We start from the raw sequence: 14,313 nt of genomic DNA on the forward strand, positions 1-14,313 counted from the left end.
CCAGTGCGTAGCCAGTATGGCCCCGCTCTTAAAAGCTGAAGGTAAGCGACGAAGCCCAAATGACTATGGCCACTCGTAGGTGCGCACGAAGGCCGCGGCCGCATGCAGGTCGGGATATAGCACCCGGTCGTGGCCATTGAAGGGCACACGCTGGCGAAATGCCTCTACCAGTTGCTCCAGCTGCAGCGAGGTGCGGGCCGGGCGACGGAAAGCCAGTGCCTGGGCCGCATTCAGCAGCTCAATGCCTAATACCTGCTCGGTATTCTGAATCACGCGCAGGCCTTTAGTAGCCGCATTGGCGCCCATGCTTACGTGGTCTTCCTGCCCGTTACTGCTTACAATGCTGTCGATGGAGGCGGGGGTACACAGCTGCTTGCTCTGGCTTACAATGCTGGCGGCCGTGTACTGCGGAATCATGAAGCCGGAGTTCAGGCCAGGCTCGGCCACCAGGAATGGTGGCAGGCCACGCTGCCCGGAAATCAGCTGGTAGGTGCGTCGCTCTGAGATACTGCCCAGCTCGGCTACGGCAATAGCCATAAAATCGAGAGCCAGGGCCAGTGGCTGCCCGTGGAAATTGCCGCCGGAAAGAATGGCGTCGGTTTCAGGGAAAATGTTGGGGTTGTCGGTTACGGCATTGCACTCTGTTTCCATCACCTGCGACACGTAGGCCAGCGCATCGCGGGTGGCGCCGTGTACCTGAGGCTGACAGCGGAAGGAATATGGGTCCTGCACGGCCTTTTTTGGCTGCTGCTGCAGTTCGCTACCGGCCAGCAGCCCACGAATACGCTCTGCTACTTTCAACTGCCCGGCGTGCGGCCGAATCTGGTGCAACCGCGCATCAAAAGGCTCTGGCCGACCGTCAAAGGCTTCTAAAGATAATGCCCCAATCACATCGGCCGCTTGCGCCAGGCGTTGGGCGCGCATGAAGCTGTGCACCCCATAAGCCAGCATAAACTGGGTGCCGTTCAGCAGGGCCAGCCCTTCTTTAGCGCCCAGCCGCACCGGTTCCCAACTAAACAGATGCAGCGCATCGGCGGCTTTCAGGCGGTAGCCCTGGTAATTCACTTCCCCCAAACCCAGCAACGGCAGGCACAAATGCGCCAGCGGTGCCAGGTCGCCGCTGGCGCCCAACGAGCCCTGCTGGTACACCACCGGTAGAATGTCGCGGTTATAAAAATCGAGTAGCCGCTGCACGGTGGCTACTTGCACGCCGCTGTGGCCGTAGCTTAGGCTTTGCGCCTTTAAAAGCAGCATAAGCTTTACCAGCTCGGCGGGCACTTCCTCACCCGTGCCGCAGGCGTGCGACATCATCAAATTCACCTGCAGTTGCTCCCGGTCGGCGGGCGGAATGCTTTTGTCGCAGAGGGCGCCAAAGCCGGTGTTTATACCATAAACCGGAGCATCGGAATGTGCCAGGCGCTCCTGCAGGTACGTATGGCAGGCTTCTATGCGCTGACGGGCTTCGTCGCTGAGCACCACGCGGCGGCCGCTGGCTACCAGCTGAGCCAGTTCCTGCAGGGTGAAATGATGGGAGGGAGTAAGCGAAAAATCGGCAGACATGGGCGGGAAAGGAAGGCGCAGAATAACCGGTTGGCCAGGGTGGGAAGTCAGCCGGATGAAATTAGGTGAAAGAAGTAGGGTATTACTGATTTTGGGACGTCAGCAATGGAATAAGCTCTGCCAGAGACAACTGCTGCTCCTGGCCGGTGCGCAGGTCTTTCAGCTTGAACTGATTGGCTGCCCGCTCCTCTGAGCCCTGCAGTAGCACGTAGGGAATGCCTTTGGCATCAGCATACTTAAACTGCTTGGCTAGCTTGGTGCTTTCTGGGTACAGCTCGCTGGGGACGTTGGCCTCCCGCAACTGGCGCAGTACCGGCAGCATCTGAGTCATAGAGTCTGCATCAAAATTGGCTACCAGACAGCGGGTGATGGCCGCCGCGCCTTCGGGAAACAAATTCAGCTCGTCCAGGCAGTCATAAAGTCGGTCCACGCCAAAGGAGAAGCCCACGCCCGATACTCCCGGCAGGCCGAAAGAGCCCGTTAGGTTATCGTAGCGGCCGCCGCCACTCACGCTGCCCATGTTCACGTTGTTGATCTTGATTTCGAAGATGCAGCCCGTATAATAGCTGAGGCCACGGGCCAGCGTGGGGTCGAATTCCAGATGCTGGAACTGCGTAAAGCCAAACCCTTGCAGCAGTTCCTGTACCTGACGCAGCTCCTGCAACCCCTTGTACTGGTCATCGGCCTCAGTGGGCACGCCAGCCTGGGTAAAGGCGACCTGCAGGCGTTCCAGCTTCTCTGCAAAACCGCCTTCCACCGTCAGTAGCTGAAACAGCGTGTTAATAGCGCCGGCAGAAAAACCACGCTCCAGCAACTCAGTGGTTACCCCTTCCTGCCCAATCTTGTCCAGCTTGTCGATGGCTACAAAAAGGTCAGTTTCGGTGCCTTCGCTGCCCAGAGCCTGGTAAAAGGCGCCCAGTACCCGGCGGTGGTTTATTTTAATAGTGTGCTCGGTGAGGCCTAAGGTGTTCAGCACCTCGCTCATCATCAGCACAATTTCCGCCTCGCAGAGCAAGGAATCGGTACCTACCACATCAGCATCACACTGGTAAAACTCGCGGTAGCGGCCCCGCTGGGGGCGGTCGGCGCGCCACACGGGCTGAATCTGGTAGCGCTTGAAGGGGAATGTCAGCGTGCCGCGGTTCATCACCACGTAGCGGGCGAAGGGAACCGTGAGGTCGTAGCGGAGTCCTTTTTCGGCCACTTTGGGCAGAATTTTCTTCGAGCCGCTCGCCAGATCCTCCGGCGTTACATCTTTAGCAAAGTCGCCGGAGTTTAGAATTTTGAATAGCAGCTGGTCGCCTTCGTCGCCGTACTTTCCCGTCAGCACCGACAGGTTTTCCATGGTAGGTGTTTCCAGCGGGGCGTAGCCGAATTTCTCGAACACGCGCCGGATAACGCCGAAAATATAGTTGCGGCGGGCTACTACAGCCGGGCCAAAATCACGGGTGCCTTTGGGAATGCTGGGTTTCTGAACGCTCATTGTCTCAACTCAGGGTGCGGAAATTTGCCCGCGAAGGTACTCGCTAAATGCCGCAATTAGTAGGTTATGACCCGGTATTGCTCGTAGGCCGCAGAATGCACTACCCCTGCAGATAGACACGCTTTGGTAGAAGGGCATAAAAAAGCCCGGGCGAATAACCGCCTGGGCAAAGCTTCGACCTGCTGCTGAATGGCCGGCTTAGCTGAGAACTGAACCAGTAAAATATATTCCGTGGGCATCTAGCAGGTTGGCGGCTAATGCAGGCCGCTCATTTGCTGCCATACCGCTAAAGTAGGAGAGGGCTGATTCCGGCAGGTGGCAAAGTACCAGCTCACGTCCTTGGTGGCGCAAGTGGTAGTCATAGGCCAGCAGGAGGTCAATAGCTTCGGTCGGAATTTCTTTCAGTAAGCTGCAATCTACCCAAATGAGGCGGCGGCCACTACGGCTGGCCCGGTGCAAGCCCCGCGCCAGCTTATGCTCGGGCGCTTCTGTGGTTTCCGGAGCCACAATCAGTAAATAACTATCAGGAAGTAATTCGCGCTGTACATCTAGCATACCCCTCTAACGCAGAAGGCATAAGAAAAGTGACAGTTAATTTTGAAATATATAGATGACATATAGACATATGATTTAAAATATATTTATTTAAAAACAATTGAAAATCAAATGTTTACATTGATTTATGGCAAGTTATTATTTATTGCCTGGAATACTGGGTAAATAGAATTTCTGTTGGCATAGTTATATTTTATGAATGTTAAAACCAACTAATATATTTAGTCACTTGGTGCTTTTTGGCCGTTCTTCAGGAACGGATTACCGGGCCCGCCGGACCTGAAACAATACTGAAAAGGCAAAGGGTGCTTTCCAGGCAGTCCGTACTCCCGCCGTGGCAAGGGAACGGTTAGTCCAGTCGTTACAGGTGCGAAAAGCATGGTACCGGCCCGTGCCCTGAAAGAAAATATCGTGGGTAGTATAGCCGGGAGCAGTGCTGCGTATGGGCTGTGTGGGACCTGCTAACTGAAATGCTGTCAACAGTTGGGAACACAGCCGGCGGTATTGCTCTTCTGACAAATGAAGCCCTACAACGCGCCGGGCAGCCGGTGGTGCACTAGGGTAAAAAGATACATGCACCAATGCCGGAGCTGGCAGGAGCGCCCGCAGTATAATATTAGGGCCAGGAAACCGGCCACCATACGAAGCGCGGTAAAAGCCCTCATTACCCCACCCAAAGCTGATATACTGGTAGTGGCTGAAACGCCTGCTTAGTGCCGTGTCCTGCAAAGTCAGGAGCCAGTCGCGCTGGGTGCGGGGTTCCCGCAGGGGTACCATTACTTCTGTATGAAAGCCGTTGGATACCACATACAGGGGTATTCCATCGGGTGTCTGGCTGAAATGCCGGTTACGTGGAACCACAGTACCCGTAAGCAGGAAAAGCAGAAAAGCCAGGGCTGCGGTCATGCGTTAAACCTAGTATTCTTTTAACCGCTAACCACTATTCCGGCGCGGATAAGGCCTGAGTGGGAACCAGCAAACGCCGGCCGCCCGCCGTGGGGCTTCGCGAAGGAAACACCAGGGCGGGCGGCAGAGTTGCCTATAAAGAGGCAGGGGCCGGAAAGAGAAGCTTACGAACCCTGACGGGTGGTGGCGGGAGCCTTTACGGCTACTGCCTCGGCTTTCACATTAGCATCTTTCCGGAACTGGCTGGCATAAACGGGTTGCAGGGCTACGTTGCCCATGGCAATGCGGGTAGTGAGGCCATTCACCACGAAGGCAGGCTTGTGCTGGCGGAAACCCAGTACCGTAGTAGTTACCCGATACTTGCCAAAAGGCACTTTGTCTACGGCAAAAGAGCCATCGGCATTAGTGCTAACCGTGCGGATGAGGGCATTGTCTTCAGCACGCAGAATTGCTACTGTGGCACTTGGAATAGGCTCGTTGGTTTCAGCGTCTCGGATAACGCCCGTTACCTTGCCATTGTAAAAAGTGAGGGCTGATACCTGAAGGCCAGTAAGCGCGAGGATGACACCCAAAGAAATGCGGTTCAAAAAGGAAGTTTTCATAGCTCAGAAAGGAAAAGATTGGAAGTGCGGAGTAGGGCTGAAGAGTGCCGAAGCAGCCGCGGTTCCGCTGGGGCGGGCTCCGCAGCCCTGTGATTGTAAAACTTGCTGGCCAGTATGGGGTGAGAGCACCTGGTTACGGACCGAACTTAAACCAGCCCGAAGGCCGGTGCCCAGATGATGCCCTAACCGAGGTCAGAAGCAGGGGTGGGCTTGAAGTACAGATCAAAGATACTATTTAGTACTATGTGTTGCAAGGTACCTTTGATATTTTTTTTCTGATTGTGTTTTGTAACCGTTCCTGTGGGAATAAAGGGGTGGAACGAAAAAGAAAAAGCTGCGAAAGGAAAGAGGGAACAGGGTTTTAGTCTGCTAAAGCTGTTTGGCTTTCTTTACTACTAGATGAACGACCCAGGGGGAGGGTTGCCTGAAAACAGAAAAATATTTCTTCAAATTCTTCTGTCCGTTTCCGGGGTTTGCACCCAGCGGTACCCGGGGAAGTAGGAATAGTTGAAACGTTTATTCCCGGCCCTTTATTGAGAAGGAGTTGTACAAAAAGCGAGTCTTGTCCTACGCCCTTCAACCGCATCTTAATTATGATGAAGCAGGTTAACTCCATAATATGGGGCTCAAAGACTTGAAAAACCACCTACAAGCAAAATGCCCTGGCTGCTATAAAGTCAGCCGGGGCATTAGGAGCAATTTAAAGCTGGAATGGTTAGCCGCCGAAGCCACCACCACCTTGAGGCTGGCTCTCAATCTTTTTAGGCGGCTTGGTAGCGCCTATGTACCAGGTAAAGCCCAGCCAGCCCACGCGGGTTTCGTTTTTGTAGCGTGTAGTGGTTTGTAGGGTTTCCGTAGTTATTTCAGACCGACTAACCTGCGTGTTAAATAAATCGGATACGCGCAAGGTTAGAGCAGCGCGGTCCTGAAACAGGCGCTGGCGCACAGCAAGGTCCAGGCCTCCGGAAGCCAGCTGCCGGCCCTGGGCCGTGAGAGTGGCAGACCGTAAGGAGCCCGTGAGCTGCACATCCAGGGTAGGGCGGGGAGTAAAGCTGTTGTTTAAGCGCAGGGTGCCCGCTATGGCGCTGCGCTGCTTGTCAGCGGCTGCATTGCTGGCAATCTGGCAGCGGTAGAGGGAGCCGGTAAGGCCCACACGCCACCATTTAGCCAGCGGCTGGTTCCAGGTCATTTCAGCCCCCAGGTTAGTGGTGTGGCCTACGTTGCGGTAGGTTTCAGCAGTAACAACTCCGGCCTGATTCAGGCGGGTAGCAGCGGTATCTATAGTGCGTATCCGTTGCACCACGTCCTGGGTGAAGCGCCCAAATAACGTAGCGGTAATGGAGGTGCCCCCATTCAGGTTCAGCTGATGGCCGAGCTCTATATTATGGCTGAACTCGGCGCGCAGTGCAGGGTTGCCCAGGCGGTAGTTGCGGGCATCCTGGTAAAGCTGGAAAGGCAATTGCTGCATGAAGTTAGGCCGATCAATGCGGCGCGCATAGCTCAGTTGCAGGCGGTTCTGGCCGGGCTCCTTGCCTAATTCCCGGCTCAGTGTGGCCGACGGGAACAAGCTGAGATAATCCAGCTTCACCTGTCCCTGGCCGCCCTGTACGCTGCCTGAAAGATTAGTGTACTCTGCCCGCAGGCCGCCCTGCACGCTATATCCTGTGCCCAGTGGGCGCTGAAAGGTAAGATAAGCCGCCGGCAGCACTTCCCGAAAATCGTACTGAATGGCCCGTTCCGGGTTTAACTGGAAGTCGTTGGGCCGGTCGGTGGGGGCTGTCAGCTGGTCTGCTGTACCATTGTTCCAGGTAGTCTGCACTTTGAGGCCGGTTTCCAGCTTGCTTTTGCCATCTGCCAGGGGCAGCACATAGTCCAGGGTACCGTATGCTATGGTAGCATCTACGGCAAATTCCTGACGCTGCGAAGGGGCATTGCTCAACCGCTGCGTGAAGGGTACATCGGCCGTTATCTTCACCCACCCGGCGTTGGATGTCAGCTCCCGACCTTTGAGTGCTTTCCAGGTACGGCGGTAGGAAGCATCCGCGTTCCACACAAACACATCTACATCTACTTCCTGCTGGCCAAGCTGGTCAGGTTTCTGCTGCTCATCAATGGTAGTAGTCAGCGTCTGAGTGTTCAGGTTTTTCTCACCTTCCAGAGAGGGCGACAGGCTAAAGCTTAGGTTGTTCTCTTCATTCAAGTCATACTCCAGACCCAGGTTTAGCGAGTGGTTAATGCGCCGCTCAATGCCTTTGCCTTGTTGGGTAGTATACACAGTTTCGCCCGTGGGTAGCAAAGCCTTCTGGGTTCCGCGCGACTGGTCAGTATAGCGCTGGTCGCGGCCATTGTAGCTCAGGTTCCAGTTGGCGGCGCCCTGGCGCCGGTTCAGGCTGAAAGTAGGCGAGTACTTGTCACCGTTACCCACTACCAGTCCTATTTGCCCATTAAGGCCATTTTTACGCTCTTTCTTTGTGATAATGTTAATCACGCCTGCCCCGGAGGCATCATATTTGGCTGAGGGATTGGTGATGATTTCCACCTGCGAAATGCGTGAAGCCGGTATCTGATCCAGCTTGGAGCCAGTGCCGCCATTGCTGGTACCGGCAGGTTTACCGTCAATCAGGATGGTGAGGTTAGAAGAGCCACGCAAGCTCACGGTACCATTAGCATCTACGGCCACTGAGGGCACATTTTGCAAAACATTTACGGCGGTGCCGCCCACGCTGCTCAGGTCTTTTTCTACATTAATAACCCGCTTGCCCAGGTCGTTCTGCACGGTCTCTTTCTGGCCGGTCACGGTTACGCCCTTTAGCTGGGTAACAGTAGGGTGTAGCGCCAGCGTACCTAGTTGCACCACAGGTGCCTCGGCGGCCAGCACCAGGGTACGTTTAATAGGCTGATACCCGATAACTGTAGCCCGCAGCATATAGCGGCCCAGGGCTACCTTATCCAGCATAAAAGCTCCGTCTTCTGAGGTTTGAGCCCCGGTTACCAGGGTAGAGTCCTGGGCTCGAAGCAGTACCACATTCACAAATGGTAGTGCCTGTTTGGTAGCCTGATCTAACAACTTGCCCGAAACGGAACCAGTCGTATTCTGAGCACGCAGCCCCATAGGAAGGAGCATAAGCAGCAGCCCCAGGCACCGCAGTGCCCGGCTAGGGAGAAGTTGTGTTTTCATACAAATGAGGAGTGAGAAGTAGAAAGAAACAGGCAATAAGGAGCCGTCCCAGTCGGCCGCGGTACCGCTGGAGCCCCGTAAAGGGTTCTAAAACTCAGAAGGATAAAAAGAGGGCCGCAGCAGGGAATTACGGCCACAGCCAGTGGCTGCTGAGCTAGCCCGCGGCTGGTTTCCCGTTTGGAAACTCATCGGCCTCGGCTAGTAATCGAAGTAATGAAACAAATGTAATATACAGTACTTTGTAACGCAAGGTACTGTATTGAATATTTTCCAATTTTACTCTTTGCTTGAGTTAATCAATTGAAAAGCAGTAATTTGAATTTGTGTAAAGGCTGCTAAGCTTCTTATTGGCAACTGGCAAGGCTCACCTTTGTTTCTTGTAAGAGTTAAGCTTGGAGCTTAATGCTTGGTTTTGCCGTAAGGTGCTTGCCCCAAGGTTCACTCTTAGATGAGCCAACCATCTAAGGGGTTGCCTGCCCCATAAAAAAAGCGGGCCCTCATCGGAAGGCCCGCTTTTTACCTACAGAATGGGAGTGAAGACTTACTTCGAGCCCGGCGCAACGGGCTGTCCGTTCCGAAAGGTTTTCTTTTCCTTCACGGCTTTTCCATCTGGCCCGTAGTACGTCCAGGTTCCGGTTTCCCGATCATTGCGGAAAGAGCCGGTTACTTCCAGCGTGCCATCCTCGCGTAATTGCTTGTAAGCTCCCAAGCGCAATCCTTTAACATAAGTAGCTTCAGCCTTGAGCTTTCCGGAGGCATAATATTCCTGCTTCAGGCCCGTGGCATGGCCGTTTTCGTTAGTGACACGGCTCTGTAAAGCACCATTAGGGTGATATGAAAGCTGCTCCCCACTCAGGCGGCCATTGGCATAGCTGCTTTGCGTCTTTACCTGCTTGGTGCCAGGGTAGAAAGTGCGCCAAATACCTGAGGGCTGCCCGTTTTTGAATTGTTGCTCTTCCCGTACAGTGCCATCTCCCTGGTACATAGTCAGCTTACGGTCCCGGGCCTGATTGGCGTAGTCAATTTCCTGTTCCAGCTTGCCGGAAGGGTAAAAGTTTTGAGTAATGCCCGTGAGTACTCCGTTGCGGTAGTTCATTTTGCTTTTCACCGCGCCACTTTCATAATAGGCTTTGGCTGGGCCATCCAGGTTAGAAGTAGGCGTGGAAAGAGCGGCGGTATTCTTAGTCATGTCGTCGCCCAGCGGGTTTTTCACTGCCCTGTTGGCCTGGGCGGCCGCCACATAAGTGCCCTCCGTGCGCAGCTTGCCCGAGGGATAGAAACTTTTGTAGGAGCCCCGGCCCGTTTTATCGGTCAGCACCTCGGTTTCCACCTGGCCGTTGTCATAATAGGTTTTGTAAGAGCCCGTGAGCAGGCCACCGCGGTAAGTAGCTTCGCTTTGTAGCTGCCCGTTAGGGTGGTAGGTTTTCACCGGCCCGCTGGCTTGCCCATTTACATAGCTGATTTCAGACCGAGGCTTCCCCGAAGGGTACAGCTCCTGCACCACACCGCTGGGCTGACCTTTGGAAAGCGTGGTTTTGAGCTTGATTTCTCCATTGGGATGATAATAGGTGAGCGTGCCGGAGGGTTGGTCGTTTTCATAGCTGCCTGCCTGAGCCAGCTGCCCGGTCTTATAATAGGTTTTGAAAGGACCCTGCCGCTGACCCTGCTGGTACGTGACTTCCAACCGGGGTTTACCAGTTTCAAAAAACTCCACGTAGGCACTGTCGCGCTTACCGGCCGTAAAGCGGGTTTGTGCTTCCAGCCTGCCAGAGCGGTAAAAGCGCTTGTATGGCCCTTCCATCACCGTATCGGCTCCTACAGTAGCGGAGTATACTTCCCGAATGCGCTGTCGGGAAGAATCCTGATAGGTAATAATGCGTCGGAGCTTCTGAGCTTGGGCTGCAGTGGAGAGCAGTAGCAGGAATGCAAAGGCAAGTAGTTTCATAGCCGCAAGAACGGAGGAAATAGAAAAGTATTTTCAGGCAAAGTGAGCCCTAAGCAGGCCGCAGTTCCTGTCAGATTACAGAAGAAAACAAAAGCCCTGCCGCATTTGCGGCAGGGCTTTCCACATTGGAAGCTAAAACACGAAACATCGTGTTATCAGTTCAGGCAATTAAATTGAGGACTTAAATCTTCTCTATAACAATGCTGCTGGCACCACCACCACCGTTGCAGATACCGGTTACGCCTATTTTGCCGCCTTCATTCTGCAGCACGTTCAGCAGGGTAGTCACAATACGGGCCCCGGAAGCTCCCAGCGGGTGTCCCAGTGATACTGCGCCGCCGTACACGTTCACCTTAGAGCCTTCTAGGTTCAGCAGCTTGTTGTTAGCCAGGGAAACCACCGAAAAAGCCTCATTGATTTCGTAGAAATCCACGTCCTTGGCTTCCAGGCCGGCATTTTTCAGCGCCTTAGGAATAGCCAGAGAAGGCGTGGTGGTAAACCACTCTGGCGCCTGCTCTGCATCGGCAAAGCCCCGGACGATGGCCAGTGGCTTCACACCAAGTTGCTCTGCTTTTTCGCGGCTCATTAGCAGCACGGCGGCAGCGCCATCATTCAGGGTAGAGGCGTTGGCGGCCGTTACGGAGCCTTCTTTGGTAAAGGCGGGCTTCAGCGTGGCAAACTTGCTGAAGTCGGCTTTGGTATATTCCTCGTCGTCTTCCACTACTGTAGACTTGCCGCGCACAGTCACCGTTACCGGGATAATCTCATCCTTCTTTTTGCCGGCTTTGGCGGCGTTGGCGCTGCGGGTGTAGGATTCCTGCGCAAAAGCATCCTGCTCTTCACGGGTGATGTTCATTTCCTTGGCCGTGTTATCCGCCGCATTACCCATGGCGTAGTCGTGGTAAGGGTCCCACAGACCGTCGCGCACCAGGCCATCAATCATCTGGCCGTGGCCATACTTAGCGCCAAAACGGGCTTTATCCAGGTAGTAAGGCACATTCGACATACTTTCCATGCCACCGGCCAGAATCACATCCGCCTGACCCAGCATAATGGCCTGAGAAGCGAACATGATGGCCTTTGTACCGGAAGCACATACCTTGTTCACCGTAGTGCACTCCACCGTATCGGGCAGACCGGCTTTTTTAGCTGCCTGGCGGGCCGGAGCCTGACCCAGGTTGGCCGAAATAACGTTGCCCATAATGACCTGTTGCACTTCCTTCGGATCGACACCAGCTTTTTCAAGCGCACCTTTTAGGGCAATGGCGCCCAGATCAGTAGCTGAAAGGGAAGCCAGGCTGCCGCCAAAAGAGCCAATAGGCGTGCGCACTGCCGCAACGATTACCACTTCTTTGATTTGCATATTGAGGATTGGGTGGGGGTGAGGGAATGCCAGAGCAACCAGCTTAGGGCCGTTCCGGCGGATAAAAGTACGCTTCTGCGCCGGCTTAGCCAACGCACCTATGTTTTGGCTATGCCGGCGCAGGGGTTAATCCTCTACTGACAGGCCACAGACACTACCAGGCCGGCTTACTCGACGATTCTGTGGGAGGCGCTTTGCGGGGTAACTGCTGAATATACTGCTGCTCTGAAGCGCGCAAAGCATCCAGAATCTGTCGCGCCTGGGCAGGGCTCAGCTGCATCTGCTGCAGCCGGGCCCGCTGGGTCTGTAGTTGAGTAGCGTCTGCGGCAGCGTTTTCTGTGCCAGCGCCGGCATTAGTACCCGGTTCGGTAGCATTACTTAGCCCGCGTGTATTGCCGGGTTGTTGCCCCTGAGCCATTTCCTTTTCCGGGCCAGCACCCGGTTTCATGCCGCCCTTAGCACTGTTTCCGGCTGGGTTACCTGGCTGCTGGGCATTTGGCTGGCCTTGTGCATTGAGTCGGGGCTGCGGCGGCTGATTGGGGTTTTCGGGTTGATCCGCATCATTGGCCTCTCCTGGCCGGTCCTGGCCAGGTTTAGGCTTTGGTTGCTGGCTAGGCTGTTGCTCATCTGATTTTTTTTCGGATGAAGGCTTGGGTTTAGGCGCTTCCGATTTGTCCGGGGCCGGAGGAGGAATTGTGGGGTCCGGTTGGCGCTTCAGGAATCGGCTGACCATCTCATAATTGTAGCGGGCCGCCGCGTTAGCGGGGTTTGCCACCAGAGCAAGCCGCAATAGGCGCACTGCCTGGGCATACTCCCCACGTTGCGCATGTATTATAGCCAACTGCTGATGGGCTACACTGCGCACGGTAGGGGTGGGGCTGTTCAAAAGCCTGCTATAGTAAGCCCTGGCTGCAGGGAGTTGCCCGGCCAGAGTGCTGGTGTGAGCCAGGTTTAGCAGGATGCCCTCAGGGGGGCGTGATGTTTTTTCTACTGCCAGTGCCTGCCGAAATGCCTGAGCTGCTCGACCAAACTCCCGACGTGCGTAGGCCTGCATACCAGTGTGTACCGCTTCGTTGCGGTCGTGTACCCAGGTAAGGCTGCGCCAGCCACCCAGGAGCACCAGTAGAAAAATCAGTGAGACTCTCATGGGCGAATTACTCTCACAGTTACCAGTACATCCAACATCATCAAAGCCAGAGCCAGCAGCAATGGGTACCGATACCGGTTATCAGCCACGGAAACCGTACGTACCTGCAGGGCCTTCCCTTCCACGCGGTTGAGGGCATTTACCAATTGAGGAAACTCATTGCGTTGGTCGCTCAGCTCAAAATATTGGCCATCGGCCAGAGTAGCCAGCCGGCGGAGAACGGCCGGTTGCAGTTGGGTCACGGCATCCCGGCCTTTGGCATCCCGTACAAAGCCACCACCAGCCTTGGGTATACGGCTGCCTTCCACAGTTCCCACGCCCACGGTAAAAAGGCGCACCCCAGTACGGGACAGTTCCCGTAAGATCGGCTCAAGGTTTTCGCCAAAATCCTCGCCGTCGCTCACTAAAACTAGCGTGAGGGCACGTGGCGGCATACCTTGCACCTGTGGGTTGGCTGTGAAGCGTCGCAGAGCGAGCTGCAGGGCCGGAGCTAAATCGGTACTGCCGCCCGGTACCAGATTGGTCTGAAGTGTAGAGAGGAAGAGCTGTAGCGCCTCTTGGTCGTAGGTGAGGGGGCATTGCACATAAGCCGTATTGGCAAACACAATCAACCCGATGCGGTCGGCCTGAAAGCGGCTAACCAGGCGAGCAAGCTCTGCACGGGCCTTTTGCAAACGAGAGGGGGCCACATCGGGCGCATCCATGGAGCGGGACAAGTCCACCAGCAGCCACACATCCTTGCCTGCCGTGCGCACCGTCTGCTTGGTAAGCCCGTATGCTGGCCCCAGTAGTGCTACCAGCAGCAAACCAAAGTAAGCAAAGCGTAGCGGCAGTTTCCAGGCCAGGCGCCAACCGCGCTGCCCAAAAGGTGTGGCTAACCGGCGGGTACGCAGCACAAATCCAGTGTAGAGTACTACTGCTAAACCAATGACCACCACCTCTGGCCACCCCAACGGATAAGCCCAATTCATATATATAAGGAGGTAAGCTGCACCATTGCGGCAAATATAACAGCCTGATTGTGGCCGCAGAAGGAATATCTGAGGTAGATATTTTTAACCAAAGTATTGGTTTCTGTAACCTAGTCGTATATTTGTGCACTCTTTAACCGAAAGAGACTCATATCTGGAGAGATGGGTGAGTGGCTGAAACCAGTAGTTTGCTAAACTGCCGTAGCTCTAAAGGCTACCGGGGGTTCGAATCCCCCTCTCTCCGCATTATGTCTAATTCAGGATTCTGAATCCAGGGTTCTGAATTTTTTTCGGGGTGTAGCGTAGCCCGGTATCGCGCCTGCTTTGGGAGCAGGAGGCCGCAGGTTCGAATCCTGCCACCCCGACCCTTCGAATAGCCGTCAGCCCACCTTTGGGGCGGGCGGCTATTTGTTTTTGACCCCGTAGCTCAGCTGGATAGAGCAGCTGCCTTCTAAGCAGCCGGTCTTTGGTTCGAATCCAAACGGGGCCACATTGATAATTAGTCACTTAGCTTCATTGCTGGGTGGCTTTTTTGTGTTCGGTTCATACAACTAATATCTTACTTGAGTTAACAGAAAGAGGTTAAAGATTTATTTAAGTGAC

General features: G+C 54.7%; 10 protein-coding genes and 3 tRNA genes. 3 read left to right on the forward strand and 10 right to left on the reverse strand.

From position 1 onward, the window contains the following. Positions 1–63: 63 nt before the first annotated feature. The 10 genes from hutH to Q4G72_RS09665 all read right to left on the reverse strand — a co-directional run bounded on the left by hutH (position 64) and on the right by Q4G72_RS09665 (position 13,710). On the reverse strand, positions 64–1,560 hold the full coding sequence (gene hutH, locus Q4G72_RS09620; RefSeq protein WP_303311201.1) for a histidine ammonia-lyase: 1,497 nt from the start codon (positions 1,558–1,560) through the stop codon (positions 64–66). An 82-nt stretch (positions 1,561–1,642) separates the two neighbouring features. Further along, positions 1,643–3,043 carry a histidine--tRNA ligase gene (gene hisS / locus Q4G72_RS09625; RefSeq protein ID WP_303311202.1) on the reverse strand — a complete coding sequence of 467 codons (1,401 nt, stop codon included), beginning with the start codon at positions 3,041–3,043 and terminating at the stop codon, positions 1,643–1,645. Between the two features lie 198 nt (positions 3,044–3,241). Continuing rightward, positions 3,242–3,598 (reverse strand): hypothetical protein, encoded by a 357-nt coding sequence (locus Q4G72_RS09630; RefSeq protein ID WP_303311203.1) that lies wholly within the window; start codon positions 3,596–3,598, stop codon positions 3,242–3,244. A 261-nt stretch (positions 3,599–3,859) separates the two neighbouring features. Next, the gene (locus Q4G72_RS09635) at positions 3,860–4,504 is read right to left on the reverse strand and encodes a DUF2459 domain-containing protein (protein WP_303311204.1); all 645 of its coding nucleotides are present in this window, start codon (positions 4,502–4,504) and stop codon (positions 3,860–3,862) included. 164 nt (positions 4,505–4,668) lie between these two features. Next, positions 4,669–5,106 (reverse strand): carboxypeptidase regulatory-like domain-containing protein, encoded by a 438-nt coding sequence (locus Q4G72_RS09640; RefSeq protein ID WP_303311206.1) that lies wholly within the window; start codon positions 5,104–5,106, stop codon positions 4,669–4,671. Positions 5,107–5,821: 715 nt separating this feature from the next. Further along, positions 5,822–8,284, reverse strand: coding sequence for a TonB-dependent receptor (locus Q4G72_RS09645; protein ID WP_303311207.1), 2,463 nt, complete (start codon positions 8,282–8,284; stop codon positions 5,822–5,824). A 541-nt stretch (positions 8,285–8,825) separates the two neighbouring features. Continuing rightward, on the reverse strand, positions 8,826–10,229 hold the full coding sequence (locus Q4G72_RS09650; protein WP_303311208.1) for a toxin-antitoxin system YwqK family antitoxin: 1,404 nt from the start codon (positions 10,227–10,229) through the stop codon (positions 8,826–8,828). Positions 10,230–10,410: 181 nt separating this feature from the next. Then, complete coding sequence (locus Q4G72_RS09655; RefSeq protein WP_303311209.1) at positions 10,411–11,592, reverse strand: acetyl-CoA C-acyltransferase; 1,182 nt, start codon at positions 11,590–11,592, stop codon at positions 10,411–10,413. Between the two features lie 154 nt (positions 11,593–11,746). Then, positions 11,747–12,739, reverse strand: a complete 993-nt coding sequence (locus Q4G72_RS09660) for a tetratricopeptide repeat protein (RefSeq protein WP_303311210.1) — start codon at positions 12,737–12,739, stop codon at positions 11,747–11,749. Continuing rightward, positions 12,736–13,710, reverse strand: coding sequence for a vWA domain-containing protein (locus tag Q4G72_RS09665; protein WP_303311211.1), 975 nt, complete (start codon positions 13,708–13,710; stop codon positions 12,736–12,738). Before Q4G72_RS09665 ends, Q4G72_RS09660 begins: the two co-directional genes overlap by 4 nt. A 156-nt stretch (positions 13,711–13,866) precedes the next feature. Here Q4G72_RS09665 and Q4G72_RS09670 point away from each other — a divergent pair. The 3 genes from Q4G72_RS09670 (at position 13,867) to Q4G72_RS09680 (ending at position 14,200) form a co-directional block, all read left to right on the forward strand. Further along, positions 13,867–13,954: transfer RNA gene (locus Q4G72_RS09670), tRNA-Ser, on the forward strand. Between the two features lie 47 nt (positions 13,955–14,001). After that, a tRNA-Pro gene (locus Q4G72_RS09675) sits at positions 14,002–14,075 on the forward strand. A gap of 51 nt (positions 14,076–14,126) precedes the next feature. Continuing rightward, positions 14,127–14,200, forward strand: a tRNA-Arg gene (locus Q4G72_RS09680). The last annotated feature ends 113 nt before the right edge of the window (positions 14,201–14,313 follow it).

It is taken from the genome of Hymenobacter sp. BT730 (assembly GCF_030542105.1).
In the GTDB taxonomy this organism is placed as follows: Bacteria; Bacteroidota; Bacteroidia; order Cytophagales; family Hymenobacteraceae; genus Hymenobacter.

Bases quoted from the DNA above. Each gene is read 5' to 3' on its own strand.
- hutH (WP_303311201.1), bottom strand. From the start codon at position 1,560: ATGTCTGCCGATTTTTCGCTTACTCCCTCCCATCATTTCACCCTGCAG.
- hisS (WP_303311202.1), bottom strand. From the start codon at position 3,043: ATGAGCGTTCAGAAACCCAGCATTCCCAAAGGCACCCGTGATTTTGGC.
- Q4G72_RS09630 (WP_303311203.1), bottom strand. From the start codon at position 3,598: ATGCTAGATGTACAGCGCGAATTACTTCCTGATAGTTATTTACTGATT.
- Q4G72_RS09635 (WP_303311204.1), bottom strand. From the start codon at position 4,504: ATGACCGCAGCCCTGGCTTTTCTGCTTTTCCTGCTTACGGGTACTGTG.
- Q4G72_RS09640 (WP_303311206.1), bottom strand. From the start codon at position 5,106: ATGAAAACTTCCTTTTTGAACCGCATTTCTTTGGGTGTCATCCTCGCG.
- Q4G72_RS09645 (WP_303311207.1), bottom strand. From the start codon at position 8,284: ATGAAAACACAACTTCTCCCTAGCCGGGCACTGCGGTGCCTGGGGCTG.
- Q4G72_RS09650 (WP_303311208.1), bottom strand. From the start codon at position 10,229: ATGAAACTACTTGCCTTTGCATTCCTGCTACTGCTCTCCACTGCAGCC.
- Q4G72_RS09655 (WP_303311209.1), bottom strand. From the start codon at position 11,592: ATGCAAATCAAAGAAGTGGTAATCGTTGCGGCAGTGCGCACGCCTATT.
- Q4G72_RS09660 (WP_303311210.1), bottom strand. From the start codon at position 12,739: ATGAGAGTCTCACTGATTTTTCTACTGGTGCTCCTGGGTGGCTGGCGC.
- Q4G72_RS09665 (WP_303311211.1), bottom strand. From the start codon at position 13,710: ATGAATTGGGCTTATCCGTTGGGGTGGCCAGAGGTGGTGGTCATTGGT.